This window comes from Burkholderia sp. Bp9099 (genome assembly GCF_003857805.1).
Lineage (GTDB): Bacteria > Pseudomonadota > Gammaproteobacteria > Burkholderiales > Burkholderiaceae > Burkholderia.
Genome location: NZ_QTPU01000024.1, coordinates 1 through 23,562, shown reverse-complemented (window position 1 = coordinate 23,562; position 23,562 = coordinate 1). Strand labels below are relative to the sequence as shown.

Sequence of the window (23,562 nt, the reverse complement as noted above, 5' to 3'; positions counted from 1 at the left end):
GGCAGGATGGCAACGGCCAGAAAAGCGCCGGTCAGGCGTGCGACTCCGCTCGCCGCGCGTCCGGCAGCCAAGCGCGCGCCAGCGGCGAAGGCGGACGCGACGCGCGCCGTGCCGAACGGCGCGCTCAACGGTCATGCAAAGCCCGCGCGCGCGAAGGGCGTGGACGCGGCGCAGCCGGAGGTCGCGATGGCGGCCGCCGACGCGGCCCGCAAGGTGCGGGCAGCCGATGCGGCAGTCGACGGCGCCGATGGCGTCGTGCGTCCCGCGTACTGGGATAAAGCGAGCGCCGATCTCGTCAAGCGCGACCGCATCCTGAAGAAGCTGATCCCGAAGTTCGGCCCCGCGCATCTCGTGAAGCGCGGCGACCCGTTCGTCACGCTCGCGCGTTCGGTCGTCGGCCAGCAGATCTCGGTTCCGTCCGCGCAGGCGCTGTGGGCGCGCATCGAGGATGCGTGTCCGAAACTCGCACCGCAGCCGGTCATCCGGCTCGGCGCGGACAAGCTGATCGCGTGCGGGCTGTCGAAGCGCAAGACGGAATATATTCTCGATCTCGCGCAACACTTCGTGTCGGGCGCGCTGCACGTCGACAAATGGACGTCGATGGACGACGAGGACGTGATCGCGGAACTCACGCAGATCCGCGGCATCAGCCGCTGGACGGCCGAGATGTTCCTGATCTTCAACCTGTCGCGGCCGGACGTGCTGCCGCTCGACGATCCGGGTCTGATCCGCGCGATCAGCGTCAATTACTTCAGCGGGGAGCCCGTAACGCGCAGCGAGGCGCGTGAAGTGGCCGCCAACTGGGAGCCGTGGCGTACCGTCGCGACCTGGTACATGTGGCGCAGCCTCGACGCACCGGACGCCGACGCCGATTGACGGCTATCGGGTTTTAAACATCAATAGTTGAGAGCCGGTTTTGCACGTCGCCCGCGCGGGTAGAATACGCGCTGCCGCAAGACCCAAGGATTCGAACACATGAAGACCACGTTTCTGGATTTCGAACAGCCGATCGCCGAACTCGAGGCCAAGATCGAAGAGCTGCGATTCGTGCAGGACGACTCGGCTGTCGATATTTCGGAAGAAATCGAGCGGCTGTCGAAGAAAAGCCAGCAACTGACGAAGGACCTCTACGCGAACCTGTCGCCGTGGCAGGTCTCGCAGATCGCGCGGCATCCGCAGCGTCCGTACACGCTCGATTACGTTGCGGAACTGTTTACCGATTTTCACGAACTGCATGGCGACCGCGCGTTCGCGGACGACCTGTCGATCGTCGGCGGCCTCGCGCGCTTCGGCGGCCATCCGTGCATGGTGATCGGCCATCAGAAGGGCCGCGACACGAAGGAGCGCGCCGCGCGCAACTTCGGGATGCCGCGTCCGGAAGGCTATCGCAAGGCCGAACGGCTGATGCGTCTCGCCGAGAAATTCGGGCTGCCGATCTTCACGTTCGTCGACACGCCGGGCGCATACCCGGGCATCGGCGCGGAAGAGCGCGGCCAGTCGGAGGCGATCGGCCGCAACCTGTACGTGATGGCCGAACTGAAGACGCCGATCATCACGACCGTGATCGGCGAGGGCGGTTCGGGCGGTGCGCTCGCGATCGCCGTGGCCGACACCGTGATGATGCTGCAGTTCTCGACCTACTCGGTGATCTCGCCGGAAGGCTGCGCGTCGATCCTGTGGAAGAGCGCCGCGAAGGCGCCCGAGGCCGCGGAAGCGCTGGGCCTGACCGCGCATCGCCTGAAGGCGCTGGGCCTGATCGACAAGATCATCAACGAGCCGCTCGGCGGCGCGCACCGCGATCCGAAGGGCATGGCAGCGTTGCTGCGCCGTGCGCTCGCCGATTCGCTGCGCCAGTTCCAGGGCATGAGCATCGATGCGCTGCGCGAGCGCCGCTTCGAGCGCCTGATGGCCTACGGCAAGTTCAAGGAAACCACGCCCGGCGCATGACCGGCGTGTTCGCATCGCGCGCCGTCCGGCGCGCGTCTCGCTCGTGATCCCCCCGACCGAATTCTCCGCCGACCGTGTCGTCCTCGACGCGGTCGGCGTTGCGCTTGCCGATCTGCCGGCCGATGCGCGCATCGCGATCGCGTACAGCGGCGGCCTCGACTCGACGGTGCTGCTCGACGCGGCCGTGCGTGTGGCGGGCGCCGCGCGTTGCGTCGCGCTGCACGTGCACCACGGCCTTAGCGCGAACGCTGACGCATGGGTCGCGCATGCGCAGGCGACGGCCGGGCAACTTGGCGTCGCGTTCGAGTCGGAGCGTGTCGATGTGCCGCGCGACAGCGGCCTCGGCATCGAGGCGACCGCGCGCGAGCGCCGCTATGCGGCGCTCGACGCGATGTGCGAGCGCCACGGCGTGGCCGCGCTCTGGGTCGCGCAGCATGCGGACGACCAGGCGGAGACCGTGCTGCTTCAGCTGTTGCGCGGCGCGGGGATCGCGGGCCTGGCCGCGATGGCACCGCGTTATCGGCCTGACGGCGCAAGCGTCGAGCGCGTGCGGCCGCTGTTGCGATTGTTGCGCGCGCAACTGGAGCGCTATGCGGCGCAGCGCGCGCTGACGTGGATCGACGACGAATCGAACGGCGACACGCGCTACGCGCGCAATGCGCTGCGCATCGACGTGCTGCCGGCGCTCGCCGTGCATTTCCCGGGTTTTCGCGATGCGCTGGGCCGCGCGGCCCAGCATGCGGCCGCCGCGCAGCGGCTGCTCGACGATCTCGCTGAACTGGATTTCGCCGGCGCCGCGCGCGACGACGGCCGCGCGCTGTCGCGCGATGCGCTGGTCGCGTTCGACGATACGCGCGGCGCCAACCTGCTGCGTTTCTGGATGCGCCGGCTCGGGCTGCCCGGTGCGTCGGCGGGGCGGCTGGCGAACATGATGCGGCAGCTGCGCGCCGCGCACGACGCGCATGCGCTGCGGGTCGATCACGCGGGGCAGTGCCTGCGGCTCTATCGCGACACCGTGTACTGGGAGGCGGGCGACAGCGCCGAGCCGGCCGACGACGGCACCGGAACGCCGCATCCCGAATCCTCGCTCGCGTGGGACGGCCAGGAAGTCTGGCGCGTGCCGGCATGGCGCGGCACGTTCGTGTTCGCGCCGGCCGAGGCCGGCAGCGACGGCGCGGTGCCGGAGGCGCTGCTGCGCGGCGCGACGCTCGCCGCGCGCGCCCGCGCGGGCGGCGAGCGGCTGCGTACGTCGCCCGGCGGCCCGGGCCGCACGCTGAAGAATCTGTTCCAGGAGCGCGGCGTGCCGGCCTGGCAGCGCGACGTGCCGCTGTTGTTTGCGGGCGAGCGGCTCGTCTACGTGCCGCGGCTCGGCGTGAATCACGGCGACGGGCTGGCCGATGCCGGCGCGTGGCGCCGGATCGAATGGCGTCCCGACCTGCTGATCGCATAGCGGCGACACGCTTGCCGCCGCGCGATCGCGCGCCGGTTTTCACCATTTGGTAAACAGCGCCGGAACGCTTGCCGAACCGGCGAGCGGCTTGTCAAGCGGGCCTCTATCGGGTACGCTCGGTCGTTTGCTCGGCTCGATTTTTGAGCGATTTGTGCAGGTTTTCCGCGTGACGTACCCGGTTTGCGCGGCCTGATCGGCCTTCCGGGCAAAATCCGTCACGCTTGCGTGTTGCGTCCCAGCCGTCCCCCTCGTCGTCCGTCCACAGCCACAAGCCGCGTGACCGAACGGCAACGCGGCCTGCCCAGCGCGCCCGTGCGGCTTCTCCTCCAGTTCAGAACGACAATGGCACTCATCGTACACAAATACGGCGGCACTTCGATGGGCTCGGTCGAGCGCATCAAGAACGTCGCGAAACGCGTCGCAAAATGGCATCAGGCCGGGCACCAGATGGTGGTCGTGCCGTCCGCGATGTCCGGCGAAACCAACCGTCTGCTCGGTCTCGCGAAAGAGATTTCGAGCCAGCCGAGCCCGCGTGAGCTCGACATGATCGCGTCGACCGGCGAGCAGGTCAGCGTCGGCCTGCTGTCGATCGCGCTGCAGGAAATCGGCGTCGAGGCCGTGAGCTATGCCGGCTGGCAAGTGCCGATCAAGACGGACAGCGCGTTCACGAAGGCGCGCATCCACTCGATCGACGACGAGCGCGTGAAGGCCGATCTGAACGCCGGCAAGGTCGTGATCATCACGGGCTTCCAGGGCGTCGATCCGGACGGCCACATCACGACGCTGGGCCGCGGCGGCTCGGACACGTCGGCGGTGGCGGTCGCGGCCGCGCTGGATGCCGAAGAGTGCCTGATCTATACGGACGTCGACGGCGTCTACACGACCGACCCGCGCGTGGTCGAAGAGGCGCGACGCCTCGATCGCGTGACGTTCGAGGAAATGCTGGAAATGGCCAGCCTCGGCTCGAAGGTCCTGCAGATCCGCTCGGTCGAATTCGCCGGCAAATACCAGGTGAAGACGCGCGTGCTGTCGAGCCTGACCGATCCGCTGATTGCGCTCGACGAAGAAATGCGCTCGGGCACCCTGATTACTTTTGAAGAAGACGAGACCATGGAAAAGGCAGTCATTTCCGGCATCGCGTTCCAGCGCGACGAAGCACGCATTGCGGTGATGGGCGTGCCCGACAAGCCGGGCATCGCGTATCAGATCCTCGGCCCGGTCGCCGACGCGAACGTCGACGTCGACATGATCATCCAGAACCAGAGCGTCGAAGGGAAGACGGACTTCACGTTCACGGTCGGCCGCGGCGACTACCAGAAGGCGATGGACATCCTCACCAACCAGGTGCAGGGCCATGTGAGCGCCGAGCGCGTGCAGGGCGACCCGAAGGTGTCGAAGGTGTCGGTCGTCGGCGTCGGCATGCGTTCGCACGTGGGCGTCGCGAGCAAGATGTTCCGCACGCTGTCGGAAGAGGGCATCAACATCCAGATGATCTCGACGTCCGAAATCAAGATTTCGGTGCTGATCGACGAGAAATACATGGAGCTGGCCGTCCGCGCGCTGCACAAGGCATTCGAACTCGACCAGGCCGCGTGAATTTTTTCGTGATGCATTGAAGAAAATGCATCACGGAAATTGACGCACGGTTCGAAACCCTATATTATCTCGTTCTCGTCGCACTGCCTCCCTGGTGCGAGCGAAAGTTTGGGAGACGTGGCCGAGAGGTCGAAGGCACTCCCCTGCTAAGGGAGCATCTGGGCCAAAACCTGGATCGAGGGTTCGAATCCCTCCGTCTCCGCCAAAAGCGGTGACAAAGCCCCGCAAGTTCTCGGACTTGCGGGGCTTTTTCTTTTCCGGCGTCGTTTCCGCACGCACCGCCCGGCGCCACGCTTCGTCCGGACAGCCAATCAATGCTCGACTCGAGCGGCGCTCATGCGCTAAATAGGCGTATCGCCTCGCGCGGCTCAATCGGGAGTTCCGGCACGCATGCATTCCGTACTGACCATCCTTTCGCACCGTCCCGTCGACGGGCTCGTCGACAATCACGAACGTTACGCGCGGGCCCACGGCTACCGGCACGCGATCGTCGACGGCACGCACGTGTACGGCGAGCGCCAGCAGGTGCTGCACAAGTACCACGCGATCATCGCGCAGCTCGTCGCGATGGAGCAGGGCGCGTTGCTGCTCGTGCTCGATTCGTTCTCGGTCGTGTTCGGCCAGCATGCGTTGCCGGCCGTCGCGGACGGTTATGACGCGATCGTCACGACGCAGACCTCGAAGTCGTCGTTGCCCGCCGCGAGCGGCATGATCTTTCGCAACGTGCCCGACGTGCGCGAGTGCTTGCGCAAGCTGGTGGTCGAGCTCGGCAAGTGGGCGATGCGCCTGCCCGAGCGGCAACACGCATGCGAGGCGACGCTGCTTGCCGAGCACTTCCCGCCGCTGCCGTTCGATCAGCCGCTCGCGACCGGCCATTTCGCGTCGGCCCAGACGGTATGGCGCGACGGGCTAGCGATCGACGCGGTCGTCGGCGCGCATCCGCTCGTGGCGCACCAGGCGCCCGAATGGCAGCAGATCGATGGCGTATGGGCGCCGACGCCCGACTACGACTTTCGCTACGTGCTCGCGCTCGTCGACGACGCGGCGCGTGTCCAGCGGGGCGAGCAGCCGAGCGCGATGGACGACTGGCGCACCGCGCAGCAACGCCCGCGCGAACCGGCGCGACACCTGAACCCGCATGCAAGCATTGCGTTCGTGAGCCTGCACACGTCGCACATCGCCGGTTACGGCGATCTTCACGAAGAGAACTTCGTTCGCTACTGCACGCGACACGGCTATGCGTACCACGCGTATCGCGAACCGCCCGCGCTCCTGCCGGCCGGCGTCGATGCGAACTGGGCGAAGCTGCACCTGATTCGCGAACATCTGCCGGATCACGCGTTCGTGTTCTGGGTCGACGCCGACATCCTCGCGATCGACCAGCGCCAGACGGTCGACGGCGTGGTCGACGGCCGCGATTTCGTGATCGGCACCGACCACACGGCCTGGGCGATCAACTCGTGCATGATCGGCGTGCGTAACGTCGCGCCAATGCGCGAACTGGTCGAACGCATATGTGCGCGGATCGAGCGCATCGGCGATCGGTCGTCGGTCTATGCGAGCGGCGGCGACCAGCAGGCGATCTATGTCGAACTGCTGGAGGCGGGCATGATCGACGCGCGCTACATCGTCGATGCGATGTCGCTCGCGTCATCGCCGGTCTATGCGACGCGCGACAGCCGCTTCGTCCATTTCCCCGCGCAACACAACCACTATCGCGCGGTGACGATGCGCGTATGGGACAGGCTGAGCCATCAGCGCTGACGGAATGCGCCGCGATTTCCGGTGTTCCGGATCGCGGCGATCGGCGGCCGGTGAAATAAAAATGAAAGTATCCGTGTAAGGTTTGAATCGCTCTCATTCATCCTTCCCCGCATTCCACGCTTGCGCCCCGAAGAATCGGTCTTCCGGCCAAAAATGCGGCATCGCACCGATTCGTGCGATCGGCGTCGCATCACAATACGAAAAATTACACATAAAAATCAGCGATCTATCCGGGCGTCGTGAAAAGCTCCTCTGCTGCGATGCAAAAAATAATCATTCGCCTTATGCTGGTTAACCCGATTGCGCTTGAGCGGCGTCAAGCTTTGCCCTGATTCCGCTTTACATTTTGCCAACATTGGCGGTCCGCGAAATCTATCTGTCGATTTGATTTCGTTTCCTTCGTCACGCCTGTTTCCGATGCAGCGCGCGACCCTCTCAAGGCCTGTTGACATGCATGATTTCCCCTTTCTGAGCCTGGCGATCTGGGTTCCGATCCTGTTCGGCGCGTGCCTGCTGCGCGCCGGTTCCGACCGTCATCCGCATCGCACGAGGCTGATCGCGCTGGTCGGCGCACTCGCGGGGCTGGCCGCCGTCGTGCCGCTCGTCACCGGTTTCGATTCGCACTCGGCCGCGATGCAGTTCGCCGAAACCCGCAACTGGCTGGCGGCTTTCAACGCCGGCTGGCGTGTCGGGATCGACGGCGCGTCGCTGTGGCTCGTCGTGCTGACCGCCTTCACGACGCTCGTCGTCGTGATCGCGTCGTGGGAAGCGGTGACGGTGCGGGTCGCGCAGTACTACGCGTCGTTCCTGATCCTGTCGGGGCTGATGGTCGGCGTGTTCGTCGCGCAGGACGGGCTGCTGTTCTTCATCTTCTTCGAGGCGACGCTGATTCCGCTGTACCTGCTGATCGGCACGTGGGGCAGGGAGCATCGCGTCTACGCGGCCGTGAAGTTCTTCTTCATCTCGTTCGCGGGTTCGCTGCTGCTGTTGATGGCGATGCTGTACCTGTACGCGAAGTCGCATACGTTCGACATGAACGCATGGCGCACGCTGCAGCTCGGCTTCGCGCCGCAGCTCCTGGTGTTCCTCGGTTTCTTCGCCGCGTTCGCGGTCAAGGTGCCGATGTGGCCGGTTCATACGTGGCTGCGCGACGTCTACACCGACGGCCCGACGGGTGCCGCGCTGATGCTCGCGATGCTCAAGCTCGGCGGCTACGGCTTCCTGCGCTTCGCGCTGCCGATCACGCCGGACGCGAGCCACTTCTTCGCGCCGGCCGTGATCGCGCTGTCGCTGTTCGCGATCGTCTACGCGAGCCTGATCGCGCTCGCCCAGACCGATCTCGGCAAGCTGCTCGCGTATTCGACGGTTGCGCACATGGGGATCGTCACGCTCGGGCTGTTCCTGTTCAACCAGATCGGCGTCGAAGGCGCGATCGTGCAGCTCGTGTCGTACGGCTTCGTCGCGGGCGCGATGCTGCTGTGCGTGAGCGTGCTGGTCGATCGCACGAAGCAGCGCGAGATCGCCGCGTACGGCGGCGTGGCGGGCGTGATGCCGCGCTTCGCGACGTTCGCGCTGCTGTTCGCGATGGCCAACGTCGGCCTGCCGGGCACGTCGGGCTTCGTCGGCGAGTTCATGGTCATCATGGGCGCGATCCGCGTCAACTTCTGGATCGGCGCGATCGCGGCACTCACGCTGATCCTCAGCGCGTCGTACACGCTGTGGATGGTCAAGCGCGTCGTGTTCGGCAAGATCGCGGGTCCGCGTATCGCGAAGCTCGCCGACCTGAGTCGTCGCGAGATCGTGATGTTCGCGTCGCTCGCGCTGATCGTGTTGATGGTGGGCGTCGATCCGAAGCCGTTCACCGACGCGATCGATCCGACCGTCGCACGGCTGATCGAGGAAGCGAGCCGTTCGAAGCTGCCGGCCGGGGACGGCGGCGCACCGGCGCAGCCGGCGTACATGGCCGCGGCGCACGGCTGAGCGCGTGACGCCGCGCACGATGTCCGCATCGCGTGCCGATGCGGACATCGTTGCGCGCGCATTCATCGGGGCAGGGCGGACACGAGCCCGCGGTTTTTCGCCGATTTCGGCCGTCTCAAGGCCCTCGGCGTGAGACCCGAGGCCCGCGGCCGCCTCCCGGCTGCGTGAAATTGCCCCGCGACAATCTGTCTCACTGCGGATTCTGCAATGATGATTTGTCGCACCCACCGGTTTTTCGCCGCGCCCGCGCGACGTATGATTCGGCCACTTTCGTGGATCGAATGCGCATCGGGCAAACGCAACGGATTCAATGACCCTCGGGCTGTGTGATGAAAAGAAGAGCTTCAAAAGGCTGGACGGCGCTGATATCGATCGGCGCGGCGCTGAGCCTGTCAGGCTGTAATTTAGATGTACTAAATCCGAAAGGAAGCGTCGGGGCCGCCGAAAAGGCGCTGATCGCGACCTCGACATGGGCGATGCTGATCGTCGTCGTGCCGGTGATCCTGCTCACGCTGTGGTTCGCGTGGCGTTACCGCGCATCGAACCGCAACGCCGCCTATGCGCCGAACTGGTCGCACTCGACCGCGATCGAGGTCGTGATCTGGACGGTGCCGACGCTGATCATCCTGTTCCTCGGCGTGCTCACGTGGAAAACCACGCACGAGCTCGATCCGTACAAGCCGCTCGAGTCGTCGGTGAAGCCGATCGACGTCGAGGTCGTCGCGCTCGACTGGAAGTGGCTGTTCATCTATCCGGAACTCGGCATCGCGTCGGTGAACCAGCTCGCGATTCCGGTCGGCACGCCGGTGAATTTCCGCATCACGTCGGATTCGGTGATGAACTCGTTCTTCATTCCGCAGCTCGGCGGCCAGGTCTATGCGATGGCCGGCATGCAGACGCGCCTGCACCTGATCGCCGATGAAGCCGGCGACTACGCGGGCACGTCCGCCAACTTCAGCGGCCGCGGCTTCTCCGACATGAAGTTCCGCACGCTCGCCGAGCCGCGCGAACAGTTCGACGCGTGGGTGCAGAAGGTCAAGGCCTCGCCCGACCGGCTCGATGCGACCGTGTACGGCACCGTCGCGCAGCCGAGCGAGAAGGCGCCCGTGCGCTACTTCTCGTCGGTCGATCCGCGGCTCTTCCACAACATCATCGCGAAATACAACGATGGCCACGTCCTCGATCTGAAGGACGCCGCCTGCGGCACGAAGGGGTAACGCATGTTCGGCAAACTCACACTGGCGGCGATCCCGTTCGATCAGCCCATCATCATGGTGGCAGGCGCCTTCATGGGGCTGGTCGTGCTGGGCATTCTCGCCGCACTGACGATCACCGGCCGCTGGAAGTGGCTGTGGACGGAATGGCTGACGACGGTCGACCACAAGAAACTCGGCGTGATGTACATCATCGTCGCGCTGATCATGCTGCTGCGCGGCTTCGCCGACGCGATCATGATGCGCATGCAGCTTGCGCTCGCGTACAACGCGCCCGGCTACTTGCCGCCGCACCACTATGACCAGATCTTCACGGCACACGGCGTGATCATGATCTTCTTCATGGCGATGGTGTTCATGGTCGGCCTGATGAACCTCGTCGTGCCGCTGCAGATCGGCGCGCGCGACGTCGCGTTCCCGTTCATCAACTCGCTCTCGTTCTGGATGACGGCGGTCAGCGCGATCCTGATCAACATCTCGCTCGTGATCGGCGAGTTCGCGCAGACCGGCTGGCTCGCGTATCCGCCGCTGTCGGAGCTGCAGTTCAGCCCGGGGGTAGGGGTCGACTATTACCTGTGGGCGCTGCAGATTTCGGGTGTCGGCACGCTGCTGACCGGCGTGAACTTCTTCGTGACGATCATCAAGATGCGCGCGCCGGGCATGACGCTGATGAAGATGCCGGTGTTCACGTGGACGGCCCTCTGCACGAACGTGCTGATCATGGCGTCGTTCCCGATCCTGACCGCGACGCTCGCGCTGCTCGGCCTCGACCGCTACCTCGGCATGCACTTCTTCACGAACGAAGCCGGCGGCAACGCGATGCTGTACCTGAACCTGATCTGGGCGTGGGGCCATCCGGAGGTGTACATCCTGATCCTGCCGGCGTTCGGCATCTTCTCGGAAGTCATCGCGACGTTCTCGAAGAAGCCGCTGTTCGGCTACAAGACGATGGTGTATGCGACCTGCGCGATCATGGTGCTGTCGTTCCTCGTGTGGCTGCATCACTTCTTCACGATGGGCTCCGGTGCGAACGTGAACGCGTTCTTCGGCATCATGACGATGATCATCGCGATCCCGACCGGCGTGAAGGTGTTCAACTGGCTGTTTACGATGTACCGCGGCCGGATCGAATTCACGACGCCGGTGCTGTGGACGATCGGCTTCATGGTCACGTTCACGCTCGGCGGCATGACCGGCGTGATGATGGCGATCCCGGGCGCGGACTTCGTGCTGCACAACAGCCTGTTCCTGATCGCGCACTTCCACAACGTGATCATCGGCGGCGTGCTGTTCGGCTATCTCGCGGGCTTCAACTACTGGTTCCCGAAGGCGTTCGGCTTCAAGCTGAACGAGAAGCTCGGCAAGGCTGCGTTCTGGTTCTGGCAGGTCGGCTTCTACGTCGCGTTCGTGCCGCTCTACGTGCTCGGCTTCATGGGCATGACGCGGCGCCTGAACCACTACGACAATCCGGCGTGGCATCCGTGGCTGCTGGTCGCCGCGTTCGGCGCCGTGCTGATCGCGATCGGCATCGCGTGCCAGCTGCTGCAACTGGTGGTCAGCATCCGCAACCGCAACCTGCCGGCATATCGCGACACCACGGGCGACCCGTGGGGCGGCCGCACGCTGGAATGGGCGACCTCGTCGCCGCCGGCCGAGTACAACTTCGCGGTGATCCCGCAGGTGCGCACGCTCGACGCGTACGCCGACATGAAGGCACGCGGCGACGGCCGGCCGAACCCGGCGGCGATCCGCGACATCCACATGCCGTCGAATACGTGCGCGGGTCTCGTGGTCGCGGTCTTCAGCCTGGTGCTGGGCTTCGCGCTGGTGTGGCACATCTGGTGGATGGCGATCGGCGGCCTGGTCGGCATCGTCGCGACGCTCGTGGTCTACAGCTCGCGTGACAACGACGGCTACTACATCCCGGCGTCGAAGGTGCGCAGGATCGAAGAGAAGCAACCGGCGGCGCGCGTGGCCACGCGTGTCGACGACGTGGAACTGGAGGCCAACTGATGTTGCAGAAAACCCTGAGCGCAACCCTGCTCGAGCACGACGACCATCCGCCGTCGCACTCGGTGTTCGGCTTCTGGCTGTACCTGATGACCGACTGCGTGATCTTCGCGGCGCTGTTCGCGACGTTCGCGGTGCTCGGCAACCAGTACGCGGGCGGTCCGACCGCGAAGGACCTGTTCGACATTCCGGGCGTCGCGGTGGAAACCGCCGCGCTGCTGCTGTCGAGCATCACCTACGGCTTCGCGATGCTGGCCGCGTACAAGCAGCGGCGCGGCGCGCTGCTCGCGTGGCTCGCGGTGACATTCGTGCTCGGCGCGGCGTTCCTCGCGATGGAGCTGCGCGAGTTCTCGCACCTGATCGCGGAAGGCGCGGGCCCGCAGCGCAGCGCGTTCCTGTCGGCGTTCTTCACGCTGGTCGGCACGCACGGGCTGCACGTGACGGCCGGCCTCGTGTGGATGATCGTGCTCGCCGGGCAGGTCGTGCTGCGCGGCGGCGACCTGACCGATCGCGACCTGCGGCGTCTGACGTGCCTGAGCCTCTTCTGGCATTTCCTCGACATCGTGTGGATCTGCGTGTTTTCCTTTGTCTATCTCGCGAGCGTGATCTAAATGGCCCATTCGCATTCGTCGCAACTCGAAGAAGGGCACGGCAGCGTCGGCGGCTATGTCGCCGGTTTCATCCTGTCGGTGCTGCTCACGGCCGCGTCGTTCGGCCTCGTGATGGGCGGCGTGCTGTCGCCGCACGCATCGCTGATCGCGCTCGCCGTGCTCGCATTCGTGCAGATCGTCGTGCACCTCGTGTACTTCCTGCACATGAACGGTTCGTCCGGCCAACGCTGGAACGTGATGGCGTTCAGCTACACCGTGCTGACGGCGGCGATCCTGATCGTCGGCACGCTGTGGGTGATGCACAACGTCAGCATGAACATGATGTCGCGCTGAGCCCAGAGCGGCTGAGCGGCATCGCGGCGCAGCGGACGATCTCCATGCGCATTCATGCATCAAAGGCGGCACGCGAGTGCCGCCTTTGTCATTGTGGCCGCGCGGTGTGCGTGGCGTCGCTCGGCGCGGACGCGGGCCAGGATGAAAGATGTTTCAGGAAACGGCGGAACGGACATCGCGGCAGCGCGTCAATTGTTACAAGACGTTAGCGGACGCCTCCACGTGCGATGCAGCGCATCAGTTCTTACAAACTTGAAATATGCGGAGACTGTGCGTGCCGTTATAGTCGAATCACACATGAAACAACTCGAAGAGGAATCCATGAAGACTTTGCGTATTGCCTCGCTCTTGACCGGTATGACGGCCTTGCTCGTGTCGGGCGCAGCAATGGCGGGAGTCAATGTCGGGATCAACGTCGGCGTGCCGGCTCCGGTCTACGTCGCACCCGCGCCCGTGTATGCGCCGCCGCCTCCGCCGGTCGTCTACCAGCCGGCGCCCGTGTATGCGCCGGCGCCCGTCTACGCGCCGGCCCCGGCGATCGTGATCGGCTGGCACGGCGATCGCTACTGGGACGGCCGCCGCTACTGGGGCCGCGACGAGTGGTATCGCCATCATGGCCGCGGCTGGCACGGCGATCGCGGTCACTGGGACAACGGCCGTCACAACGGCTGGCGCTGATCGATCTGCGGCGCACGCGCGATGCGTGCGCGCCCTCGAAGGAAAACCGCCCGTGTGAACTGAACACCGGGCGGTTTTTCTTTGCCTGTGCGAGTCGCACGCGGCAGCCGCAACGTGCCGGTGCCATGCGCGAAAACCCGCAAGTTGGCTCGACGTCGAATTGAATGGGTAGAATCGACCCACGTTCCATCCCTCAATCGACCGACAGGGCCTCTATGACGAAGGGTTCGCCCCGGACCGCCGCCACCCGCATCCGCTTCGGCGCCGCGCATGCGGCACGGGCCGCCGGCCGCACGGCGGCAGTATGGACGCTACAGGCGGTACTGGCTGCAAGCGCCGCGCACGCGGCCTATGCAATCGCGCAGTACGGCGAGCCGAAATATCCGCCGGGCTTCAGGCATTTCGACTATGTGAACCCCGACGCGCCGAAGGGCGGCACGCTCGTGCTCGCGAACCCGAGCCGGCTCACGTCGTTCGACAAGTTCAATCCGTTCACGATGCGCGGCAACCCCGCACCGGGCATCGACCTGCTGTTCGAGAGCCTCGCGACCGGCAGCATGGACGAACCGGCATCCGCCTACGGGCTGCTCGCCGACGACATCGCGATCGCGCCGGACCGCCGCTCGGTCACGTTTCACCTGAACCCGCGCGCGCGCTTTTCGAACGGCGATCCGGTCACGGCCGACGACGTCAGGTTTTCGTTCGACACGCTGAAGAGCAAGCAGGCCGCACCGCAGTTCGGCGCGTATTTCGCCGAGATCGCGAAGGCGGTGGTGGTCGATCCCGCGACCGTGCGTTTCGAGTTCCGCAGCACGAACCGCGAGCTGCCGCTGATCGCCGGCGGCGTGCCGGTGTTCTCGCGCAAGTGGGGGCTGCGCGCGGACGGTTCGCGGATTCCGTTCGACCAACTCGCGTTCGAGCAGCCGATCGGCAGCGGCCCGTACCTGATCGAGCGCTACGACAACGGCCGCACGATTACCTATCGGCGCAATCCCGCGTACTGGGGCGCCGACCTGCCGGTGCGGGTCGGCACCGACAACTTCGAGCGGATCGTCTACAAGCTCTATGGCGACGGCGTCGCGCGGCTCGAGGCGTTCAAGGCCGGCGAGTACGACGTGCTGGTCGAATACATCGCGCGCAACTGGACGCGGCGCGACGTCGGCAAGCGCTTCGACAGCGGCGAGCTCGTCAAGCGCGAGTTCCGCCAGCACAACGGCGCGGGCATGCAGGGCTTCTTCATGAACCTGCGCCGGCCGCTGTTTCGCGACGTGCGCGTGCGCCAGGCGCTCGATCTCGCGTTCGACTTCGAATGGCTGAACCGCCAGTTGTTCTATAGCGCGTACACGCGCCTCGACAGCTATTTCGCCGATACCGACCTGCAGGCGACCGGTACGCCGGGCCCGGGCGAACTGAAGCTGCTGGAGCCGTTGCGCACGCAACTCGACCCGGCCGTGTTCGGCCCGATGGTCACGCAGCCGAACACGAACCCGCCGGGCTCGCTGCGCGCGAACCTGCTGAAGGCGCGCGCGCTGCTCGCGCAGGCCGGCTGGACCTACCGCGACGGCGCGTTGCGCAACGCGCAGGGCGAGCCGTTCACGTTCGAGATCCTCGACGATTCGGGCGCGGCGATGGAAGGCGTCGTGACAGCCTACCAGCGCAATCTCGCGAAGCTCGGCATCGACGCGCGTTTTCGCACGGCCGATTACGCGCTGCTGCAGAAGCGCCTCGACGCGTTCGACTACGACATGACGACGGTTCGCCTGCCGGGTGTGCAGGTACCGGGCGCCGAGCAGTTCTCGCGTTACGGCAGCAAGTTCGCGGACGAGCCGGGCTCCGACAACATCATCGGCCTGAAGTCGCCGGCCGTCGACGCGCTGCTGCATGCGCTCGGCGCCGCGCAGACGCGCGAGGACCTGCTCGACGCGACGCATGCGCTCGACCGCGTGCTGATGCACGGCTATTACGCCGTTCCGCAGTGGTACAGCACCACGCACCGGATCGCATACAAGCGCACGCTCGGCTATCCGCAAACGCTGCCGCTGTACTATTCGGCCGAGGGCTGGGTCGTATCGACCTGGTGGGCCAAGCCCGATCACTGAAGCCTGCCGGCCCTTCGTTCAACCCAGCCTATCGATCGCGAGTCGACGCCCTATGTGGAGCTACATCCTCAAACGCCTGCTGCTGATGATCCCGACGCTCGTCGGCGTGCTCACGCTCACGTTCGCGGTGATCCAGTTCGTGCCGGGCGGCCCGGTCGAACAGGCCGTGCAGGAACTGCGCAAGGGCGCGACGGAGCAGGGCGCGGCGCCGTTCGGAATGCGCGCGCACACCGGCGTCGACGCACAGCAGCTCGCACAGCTCAAGGCGCTGTACGGCTTCGACAAGCCGCCGCTCGAGCGTTACTGGCTGATGCTGAAGCGTTTCGCGCGCTTCGATCTCGGCGACAGCTACTTCCGCCACCAGAGCGTGTGGTCGCTGGTCGTGCAGAAGCTGCCGGTGTCGATCAGCATCGGGCTGTGGACGTTCTTCGTCACCTACCTGATCTCCGTGCCGCTCGGCATCGCGAAGGCCGTGCGCAACGGCTCGCCGTTCGATGTCGCGACGAGCCTCGTCGTGCTGGTCGGCTATGCGATTCCGGGCTTCGTGCTCGGCGTGCTGCTGCTCGTGCTGTTCGGCGGCGGCTCGTTCTGGCAGCTGTTCCCGCTGCGCGGGCTCACGTCGGACAACTTTTCCCAGCTGTCGCTCGCCGGCAAGGTGCTCGATTATCTGTGGCACATCGCGCTGCCGATCACGGCGTCGGTCGTCGGCAGCTTCGCGGTCATCACGATGCTCACGAAGAACGCGTTCCTCGACGAAATCCGCAAGCAATACGTGCTGACCGCGCGCGCGAAAGGGCTCGCCGAGCGCACCGTGCTGTGGAAGCACGTGTTCCGCAACGCGATGCTGCCGCTGATCGTCGGGTTTCCGGCCGCGTTCATCGGCGCGTTCTTCACGGGCAGCCTGCTGATCGAGACGCTGTTCTCGCTCGACGGCCTCGGGCTCTTGTCGTACGAGTCGGTCGTGCGGCGCGACTATCCGGTCGTGCTCGGCACGCTGTACCTGTTCACGCTGATCGGGCTCGCGACCAAGCTGATCTCGGACCTCTGCTATGTGTGGGTCGACCCGCGCATTCAATTCGACAACCTGGAGCGCTGACATGAAACCGTCCGCCAGCACGCCGCTCGCCGGCGCGCCTGTCCGCCTGCCCGCGCTCGCCGGGCGAGGTGCGCGATGAACCGGGCCGTCGTGTCGTCCCGCATCGACGCGGCCCGTGCGCGCGTGTCGCCGTCGCCCGCGCGCCGCGTCTGGCAGCGCTTTCGCCAGCAGCGCCTCGGCTACTGGAGCTTCGTGATCTTCGTCGTCGCGTTCGCCGCGAGCCTCGCGGCGCCGCTGTGGTCGAACGACAAGCCGCTCGTCGTGCGCTACGACGGCCAGACCTATTTCCCGATGTTCCATGCGTATCCGGAGACGACCTTCGGCGGCGACTTCCCGACGCCGGCCGACTATCTCGATCCGTACGTCCGCAAGCGGCTCGAGGCGCCGGGCAACTTCGTCGTGTATCCGCCGAACCGCTATTACTACGACACGCTGAACTATTTCTCGAGCGTGCCGAACCCGGCGCCGCCGTCGCGTGCGAACTGGCTCGGCACCGACGCGCAGGGGCGCGACCTGCTCGCGCGGCTCGTGTACGGGTTCCGCGTGTCGGTCGAGTTCGGGCTGGTCCTGACCGCGATCGGCACGCTGCTCGGGATCGCCGCGGGCGCCGTGCAGGGCTTCTTCGGCGGGCGCATCGACATCGTCGGGCAGCGGCTGATCGAGATCTGGAGTTCGCTGCCCGAGCTGTACCTGCTGATCATCTTCGCGTCGATCTTCGAGCCGAGCTTCCTGCTGCTGATCGTGCTGCTGTCGCTGTTCGGCTGGATCGGCCTGGCCGACTACGTGCGTGCCGAATTCCTGCGCAACCGCACGCAGGACTACGTGCGCGCGGCCCGCGCGATGGGGCTCACGAACTGGCAGATCATCTGGCGCCACGTGCTGCCGAACAGCATGACGCCCGTGATCACGTTCCTGCCGTTCCGGATGAGCGGCGCGATCCTCGCGCTCACGAGCCTCGACTTCCTCGGGCTCGGCGTGCCGCCGCCGACGCCGAGCCTCGGCGAGCTGCTCGCGCAGGGCAAGGGCAACCTCGACGCATGGTGGATCTCGCTGTCGACGTTCGGCGTGCTGGTCGCGACGCTGCTGCTGCTGACCTTCATGGGCGACGCGCTGCGCAACGCGCTCGACACGCGGATCGCCGACTCGGTGCGCGCGGCAGGAGGCCAGCGATGAGCAGCACGGTCGTATCGAACGCGGGCGAGCCGCTGCTGTCGCTCGAACATCTGCAGGTGCGCTTCGGCGACACGGTGGCCGTCGACGACGTGACGCTCGCGATCGGCCGCGGCGAGCGCGTCGCGCTCGTCGGGGAGTCGGGATCGGGCAAGAGCGTGACCGCGCTGTCGATCCTGCGGCTGCTGCGCGACGCCGACGTGAGCGGCACGATCCGCTTCGCCGGGCATGACCTCGCCGGCAAGAGCGAACGCGAGATGCGCGGGCTGCGCGGCTCGGACATCGCGATGATCTTCCAGGAGCCGATGACGGCGCTCAACCCGCTGTACACGATCGGCACGCAGATCGGCGAGACGATCGTGCTGCACGACGGCGTGACGGCGGTGGAGGCGCGCAAGCGCGCGATCGCGCTGCTTGCGCGTACCGGCATCGCGGAGCCGGAGCGGCGCGTCGACAGTTACCCGCACCAGTTGTCGGGCGGCCAGCGGCAGCGCGCGATGATCGCGATGGCGCTCGCCTGCCGGCCGCGCCTCCTGCTCGCGGACGAACCGACCACGGCGCTCGACGTGACGATCCGCGCGCAGATCGTCGACCTGCTGCTCGAGCTGCAGCGCGAGGAGGCGGAAAAGCGCGGGATGGCGATCCTGCTGATCACGCACGACCTGAACCTCGTACGGCACTTCGCCGAGCGGGTCGCGGTGATGGAGCGCGGCAAGCTGGTCGAAAGCGGGCCGGTCGAGCGGATCTTCGCGGAGCCGGAGCATCCGTATACGCAGCGGCTGCTGAACAGCCGGCCGCAGCGCGCGGTCGCGCCGGTGATGCCGATCGCGCCCGTCGTGCTCGATGCGCGCCACGTCAGCGTGCAGTTCGCGCGCAAGCGGCCGGGCTTCGCAGGCTGGTTCGGCACGACGCCCGTGACGGCGGTCGCGGACGTGTCCGTGTCGGTGCGGCAGGGCGAGACGCTCGGGATCGTCGGCGAATCCGGCTCCGGGAAGTCGACCCTCGCGATGGCGCTGCTCGGGCTGCAAAGGACGGCCCACGGCGAGATCGAATTCCAGGGGCGTGCGCTCTCGACCTATCGCGGCCGCGAACAGACCGCGCTGCGCTCGAACATGCAGGTCGTCTTTCAGGATCCCTTCAGTTCACTGTCGCCGCGTCACACGATCGAGCGGATCGTCGGCGAGGGGCTCGAACTGCATCGCCCGGAACTCACACCGGACGCGCGGCGCGCGAAGTCGCTGGCCGTGCTGCGCGAAGTCGGCCTCGACCGCACGGTGCTGCATCGCTATCCGCACGAATTCTCGGGCGGGCAGCGCCAGCGGATCGCGATCGCGCGTGCGCTCGTGCTGGAGCCGCGCATCCTGATCCTCGACGAACCGACGTCCGCGCTCGACGTGTCGATCCAGCAGCAGGTGCTGAAGCTGCTCGCGAATTTGCAACAGAAATACAACCTCGGCTATGTATTCATCAGCCACGACCTGGAGGTGATCGGCGCGATGGCGCACCGGGTCGCGGTGATGCAGGACGGGGCGATCGTCGAGTCCGGCGACGTGGCCGATATCTTCACGAAACCGTCACATCCTTACACACAAAAGCTGTTGAAAGCGGTCTGGAAAGCGTGATAGGCGTCCAATGGTCTGACTATCTCGATTGTATTTTTTAATTTGTTTTGACAAACGATTACGCGCTGGCTAGTATCGACCGAAATTTTCCGCCAATCAGCTGATTTTTAAGCACATTCCATCGACCAATGCAGCATCGATCCCTGACCCAGGCATGCGCGCGTACCCTCGCCGGGCTGTTCATCGGCGCCCTGTTCGCAGCAGCTCCCGGCGCGTTCGCCGACGAAGTCAGCAGTTTTAACCAGAATGTCACGAATTCGACTCAAATCGGGTCGAGCTCCTCCCTCCAGCAGACCAGTGCCCAGTCGTCGAGCGGCGGCGCGAAGTCGTTTCTTGCCGGCATGGCGGGCAAGGCAGGCGACGTCGTCGTCGGTGCGCTGAACATGATCGGCGTGCGTTACCGCTGGGGCGGCAACTCGCCGGATTCCGGCCTCGACTGCAGCGGGTTCGTGCGCTACGTGTTCCAGGACACGCTCGGCATGTCGCTGCCGCGTCGCGCCGAAGAGATGAGCCGCGTCGGCGAGAAGGTCAGCATGAGCAACCTGAAGCCGGGCGACCTCGTGTTCTTCAACACGATGCGCCGTACGTTCTCGCACGTCGGCATCTATATCGGCGACAACAAGTTCGTGCATTCGCCGTCGACGGGCAGCACGATTCGCGTCGACGATCTCGATAGCGGCTACTGGGAAAAGCGTTTCACCGGTGCGCGCCGGCTCGAGTCGGAGTTCCCGATGAAGGCCGACGACCTGCGCCAGCGCGTGCGTGCCACGATCGGCGACGACGCGGCGAACGGCAGCAACTGACCGACGCTCGCCGGCGAACCGCCGGATCCAAAAAACCCTGTCACTGGAAGGCGGCAGGGTTTTTTGTTTTGGGGCGTGCGCAAGCGGCTGGTGGCGGTGCCATCGTCGGTGGCGCGCTCGCTGTCGTGCGCCGCGCGCCGCGATGCGCCGCTTATGCCGCCGCGACGCCGCGGGCCGCCGCGAGCTTGCGCTGCAGCTCGGGCATGACGCGCGCGACGGCTTCCTCGCCCGCGAGGATCGCCGCGTTGCGCTGGTTGAAGTCGCTGCCGCCCATCGCTGCGAGGTTCGGGCGGATCACGACATCCGCGTATTTGTCGAGCTCGTAGGTCTTGATCGTCTGGCCCATGATCGTGAAGGTCTGCAGCAGCATCTCGATCGGGTTGTTGGTCGCCGCGCCGTCCGGCCGCGACGAGATGTCGACCGCGATCACGAAGCTCGCGCCCATCTTGCGCGCGAACGACGCGGGCACCGGGCTCACGAGGCCGCCGTCGACATATTCGCGGTTGCCGATCTTCACGGGCTCGAACACCGACGGCACGCTGCACGACGCGCGCACCGCGAGCCCCGTATTGCCCTGCTGGAACAGGATCGGCTGGCCGTTCTGCAGGTCCGTCGCGACGATGCCGAGCGGCTTCGCCATCTTTTCGATCGGCCGGTTGTTGAGCGTCTTGTTCAGGAAGTTCTGCAGCGCCACGCCCTGCAGCAGCCCGCGCGAGCGGAACGGCAGCGCCCAGTCGCTGATCGCCGCCTGATCCATGTCGAGTGCGATCTTGTTGATCTGCAGCCCGCTCATCCCGGCGGCATAGAGCGCCCCGACCACCGAGCCCGCGCTCGTGCCCGCGACGATCTCGACCGGGATGCCGCGCGCCTCGAGCGCCTTCAGCACGCCGATGTGCGAAAAGCCGCGGGCGGCGCCGCCGCCGAGCGCGATGCCGATCTTCACGGGTTTCTCGCGCGACTGCGCGGGATTCGCGGCGTTGTCGGGGCGGGACTTGTCGCCGAACGACGTGCAGGCGGCGAGGCTGGCGGATGCGCAAGCGATCGTGAAGTGACGGCGCGACAGGCGAGGGGACGACATCGAATGGTTCTCCGGCGGCTTGGCGGCGGGCCGTGCGGCCCGCGGCGGCGATAGGTTCCGAGCGGCCGCGCGGCACAAACCGCGCGGCCGGCGCGGCGCCGGCTGGCGGCCGCGGCGCGCACATCATAAAGCAAGCGGCGCGCTTGGCGCGAAGGGCGGCGCGAGTATAATTCCGGCTTCTTTCCCGTTCCGGGCGCGGCCGGCCCCAGTGCTGTCCGGGCTGTCGCCGTCGATCCCGCGTCGAATCATTCATGCGCCCCAGGCGTTCGAGTTACCGTTTATGACCCGTCCTGTCCGTACCCGCTTCGCGCCGAGTCCCACCGGCTTCATCCACCTCGGCAACATCCGCTCCGCGCTCTATCCGTGGGCGTTCGCGCGCAAGATGAAAGGCACGTTCGTGCTGCGTATCGAGGATACCGACGTCGAGCGTTCGTCGCAGGAAGCCGTCGACGCGATCCTCGAGGGGATGCAGTGGCTCGGCCTGGATTTCGACGAAGGCCCGATCTACCAGATGCAGCGGATGGACCGCTACCGCGCGGTGCTCGCGCAGATGCTCGAGCAGGGCCTCGCGTACCCGTGCTACATGTCGGCCGAGGAGCTCGACGCGCTGCGCGAACGCCAGCGCGAGGCCGGCCTCAAGCCGCGCTACGACGGCACGTGGCGTCCGGAGCCGGGCAAGGTGCTGCCCGAGCCGCCGGCCGGCGTGAAGCCGGTGCTGCGGTTCCGCAACCCGCTGACCGGCACGGTCGTGTGGGACGACGCGGTGAAGGGCCGGGTCGAGATCTCGAACGAGGAGCTCGACGACCTCGTGATCGCGCGTCCGGACGGCACGCCGATCTACAACTTCTGCGTGGTCGTGGACGACATGGACATGAACATCACGCACGTGATCCGTGGCGACGACCACGTGAACAACACGCCGCGCCAGATCAACATCCTGCGCGCGCTCGGCGGCGAGCCGCCCGTCTACGCGCACCTGCCGACCGTGCTGAACGAGCAGGGCGAGAAGATGAGCAAGCGGCATGGTGCGATGAGCGTGATGGCGTACCGCGACGCCGGCTTCCTGCCGGAGGCCGTCGTCAACTACCTGGCGCGCCTCGGCTGGTCGCACGGCGACGCGGAGATCTTCTCGCGCGAGCAGTTCGTCGAATGGTTCGACCTCGAGCATCTCGGCAAGTCGCCCGCGCAGTACGACCACAGCAAGCTGAGCTGGCTGAACGCCCATTACATCAAGGAAGCGGACAACGCGCGCCTCGCCGCGCTGGCGAAGCCGTTCCTCGACGCGCTCGGGATCGACGACGCGGCGATCGCGACGGGCCCCGCGCTCGATGCGGTGGTCGGCCTGATGAAGGACCGCGCGACGACGGTCAAGGAGATCGCCGAAGGCGCCGCGATGTTCTACCGCGTGCCGGCGCCGGATGCCGATGCGCTCGCGCAGCACGTGACCGATGCGGTGCGCCCGGCACTGGCCGATCTCGTCGCCGCGCTGAAGGCGGCCGACTGGACGAAGGAAGCGGTGTCCGCCGCGCTGAAGGCGACGCTCGGCGCGCACAAGCTGAAGATGCCGCAGCTCGCGATGCCGGTGCGCCTGCTGGTGGCGGGCACGACGCATACGCCGTCGATCGACGCGGTGCTCGTGCTGTTCGGTCGTGACGTCGTGGTGTCGCGTATCGAGGCCGCGCTGGCCTGAGGTTTGAGCGGATGCGAAGCCGCTCGCGCAGGGTGTCACGGCGGCTTCGCAAAAAATTTCGCTCGAATCGCAAAAAGGGTATTTACAAGTTCAAATTCGGTCCATATAATCTCATTTCTGTTCTGCAAGGGGGTATAGCTCAGCTGGGAGAGCGCTTGCATGGCATGCAAGAGGTCAGCGGTTCGATCCCGCTTACCTCCACCATCAGAGCAGAACGAATTGATTTGCGAAGCAGCGGTAGTAAGTAATAAATGCTTCACAAAATGATTTAAAGCAGTTAGAATTTCGGCCTTCGCTGTTGATGATGAGTGAATAGCGAAAGTCAGACAGATCTGAAAAGATCATGTCCCCTTCGTCTAGAGGCCTAGGACATCACCCTTTCACGGTGAGTACAGGGGTTCGAATCCCCTAGGGGACGCCA

Annotated in this window: 18 protein-coding genes, 3 tRNA genes and 1 pseudogene; 20 read left to right on the top strand and 2 right to left on the bottom strand. The window is 66.0% G+C overall.

Translation table 11 applies throughout. From position 1 onward, the window contains the following. Positions 1 to 6: 6 nt before the first annotated feature. From DIE17_RS26205 to tilS, 3 genes are all read left to right on the top strand, one after another. A complete protein-coding gene (locus DIE17_RS26205; protein ID WP_124488283.1) occupies positions 7 to 876 on the top strand; it encodes a DNA-3-methyladenine glycosylase family protein in 870 nt (289 codons plus the stop codon). Between the two features lie 99 nt (positions 877 to 975). Continuing rightward, positions 976 to 1,947 carry an acetyl-CoA carboxylase carboxyltransferase subunit alpha gene (locus DIE17_RS26200; RefSeq protein WP_006478433.1) on the top strand — a complete coding sequence of 324 codons (972 nt, stop codon included), beginning with the start codon at positions 976 to 978 and terminating at the stop codon, positions 1,945 to 1,947. Positions 1,948 to 1,990: 43 nt separating this feature from the next. After that, on the top strand, positions 1,991 to 3,397 hold the full coding sequence (tilS, locus tag DIE17_RS26195; RefSeq protein WP_124522113.1) for a tRNA lysidine(34) synthetase TilS: 1,407 nt from the start codon (positions 1,991 to 1,993) through the stop codon (positions 3,395 to 3,397). A 122-nt stretch (positions 3,398 to 3,519) separates the two neighbouring features. On the opposite strand, the pseudogene DIE17_RS38440 reads toward tilS, so the two are convergent. Further along, positions 3,520 to 3,757, bottom strand: a pseudogene (locus DIE17_RS38440) (hypothetical protein); the annotation flags it as partial. Between DIE17_RS38440 and DIE17_RS26190 the strand changes: the two are divergent. From DIE17_RS26190 to DIE17_RS26115, 14 genes are all read left to right on the top strand, one after another. Beyond that, on the top strand, positions 3,740 to 4,993 hold the full coding sequence (locus DIE17_RS26190; RefSeq protein WP_040144529.1) for an aspartate kinase: 1,254 nt from the start codon (positions 3,740 to 3,742) through the stop codon (positions 4,991 to 4,993). The pseudogene DIE17_RS38440 and the gene DIE17_RS26190 sit on opposite strands and share 18 nt — an antisense overlap. A 111-nt stretch (positions 4,994 to 5,104) precedes the next feature. Beyond that, positions 5,105 to 5,198, top strand: a tRNA-Ser gene (locus DIE17_RS26185). Positions 5,199 to 5,383: 185 nt separating this feature from the next. Next, the gene (locus DIE17_RS26180) at positions 5,384 to 6,757 is read left to right on the top strand and encodes a hypothetical protein (RefSeq protein WP_124522111.1); all 1,374 of its coding nucleotides are present in this window, start codon (positions 5,384 to 5,386) and stop codon (positions 6,755 to 6,757) included. A gap of 450 nt (positions 6,758 to 7,207) precedes the next feature. Continuing rightward, positions 7,208 to 8,737: a NuoM family protein gene (locus tag DIE17_RS26170; protein WP_124488279.1), complete on the top strand. Its 1,530-nt coding sequence runs from the start codon at positions 7,208 to 7,210 to the stop codon at positions 8,735 to 8,737. A 329-nt stretch (positions 8,738 to 9,066) separates the two neighbouring features. Then, positions 9,067 to 9,954 carry a ubiquinol oxidase subunit II gene (gene cyoA / locus DIE17_RS26160; protein WP_044847970.1) on the top strand — a complete coding sequence of 296 codons (888 nt, stop codon included), beginning with the start codon at positions 9,067 to 9,069 and terminating at the stop codon, positions 9,952 to 9,954. Between the two features lie 3 nt (positions 9,955 to 9,957). Next, complete coding sequence (gene cyoB, locus DIE17_RS26155; protein ID WP_044847969.1) at positions 9,958 to 11,964, top strand: cytochrome o ubiquinol oxidase subunit I; 2,007 nt, start codon at positions 9,958 to 9,960, stop codon at positions 11,962 to 11,964. Next, positions 11,964 to 12,572 carry a cytochrome o ubiquinol oxidase subunit III gene (gene cyoC, locus DIE17_RS26150; RefSeq protein ID WP_124488277.1) on the top strand — a complete coding sequence of 203 codons (609 nt, stop codon included), beginning with the start codon at positions 11,964 to 11,966 and terminating at the stop codon, positions 12,570 to 12,572. The genes cyoB and cyoC overlap by 1 nt, the downstream gene beginning before the upstream one ends. Beyond that, a complete protein-coding gene (gene cyoD / locus DIE17_RS26145; protein ID WP_011352504.1) occupies positions 12,573 to 12,905 on the top strand; it encodes a cytochrome o ubiquinol oxidase subunit IV in 333 nt (110 codons plus the stop codon). A 321-nt stretch (positions 12,906 to 13,226) separates the two neighbouring features. Then, complete coding sequence (locus DIE17_RS26140) at positions 13,227 to 13,583, top strand: hypothetical protein (protein WP_044848002.1); 357 nt, start codon at positions 13,227 to 13,229, stop codon at positions 13,581 to 13,583. 215 nt (positions 13,584 to 13,798) lie between these two features. Continuing rightward, entirely contained in the window at positions 13,799 to 15,682 is a 1,884-nt protein-coding gene (locus DIE17_RS26135; RefSeq protein WP_124522109.1) for an extracellular solute-binding protein, read from the top strand. 52 nt (positions 15,683 to 15,734) lie between these two features. Next, on the top strand, positions 15,735 to 16,778 hold the full coding sequence (locus tag DIE17_RS26130; protein WP_124488275.1) for a microcin C ABC transporter permease YejB: 1,044 nt from the start codon (positions 15,735 to 15,737) through the stop codon (positions 16,776 to 16,778). A 75-nt stretch (positions 16,779 to 16,853) separates the two neighbouring features. Continuing rightward, positions 16,854 to 17,951: an ABC transporter permease gene (locus tag DIE17_RS26125; protein WP_124488274.1), complete on the top strand. Its 1,098-nt coding sequence runs from the start codon at positions 16,854 to 16,856 to the stop codon at positions 17,949 to 17,951. After that, positions 17,948 to 19,570, top strand: coding sequence for an ABC transporter ATP-binding protein (locus DIE17_RS26120; protein ID WP_124488273.1), 1,623 nt, complete (start codon positions 17,948 to 17,950; stop codon positions 19,568 to 19,570). Before DIE17_RS26125 ends, DIE17_RS26120 begins: the two co-directional genes overlap by 4 nt. A gap of 128 nt (positions 19,571 to 19,698) precedes the next feature. Continuing rightward, complete coding sequence (locus DIE17_RS26115; protein WP_124522107.1) at positions 19,699 to 20,373, top strand: C40 family peptidase; 675 nt, start codon at positions 19,699 to 19,701, stop codon at positions 20,371 to 20,373. Between the two features lie 151 nt (positions 20,374 to 20,524). On the opposite strand, the gene DIE17_RS26110 is transcribed toward DIE17_RS26115, so the two are convergent. Then, positions 20,525 to 21,451, bottom strand: a complete 927-nt coding sequence (locus DIE17_RS26110) for a patatin-like phospholipase family protein (RefSeq protein WP_044847962.1) — start codon at positions 21,449 to 21,451, stop codon at positions 20,525 to 20,527. Between the two features lie 280 nt (positions 21,452 to 21,731). Between DIE17_RS26110 and gltX the strand changes: the two genes are divergently transcribed. The 3 genes from gltX to DIE17_RS26095 all read left to right on the top strand — a co-directional run bounded on the left by gltX (position 21,732) and on the right by DIE17_RS26095 (position 23,562). Continuing rightward, a complete protein-coding gene (gene gltX / locus DIE17_RS26105; protein ID WP_124488272.1) occupies positions 21,732 to 23,141 on the top strand; it encodes a glutamate--tRNA ligase in 1,410 nt (469 codons plus the stop codon). A gap of 128 nt (positions 23,142 to 23,269) precedes the next feature. Continuing rightward, positions 23,270 to 23,345: transfer RNA gene (locus DIE17_RS26100), tRNA-Ala, on the top strand. Positions 23,346 to 23,486: 141 nt separating this feature from the next. Then, positions 23,487 to 23,562, top strand: a tRNA-Glu gene (locus DIE17_RS26095).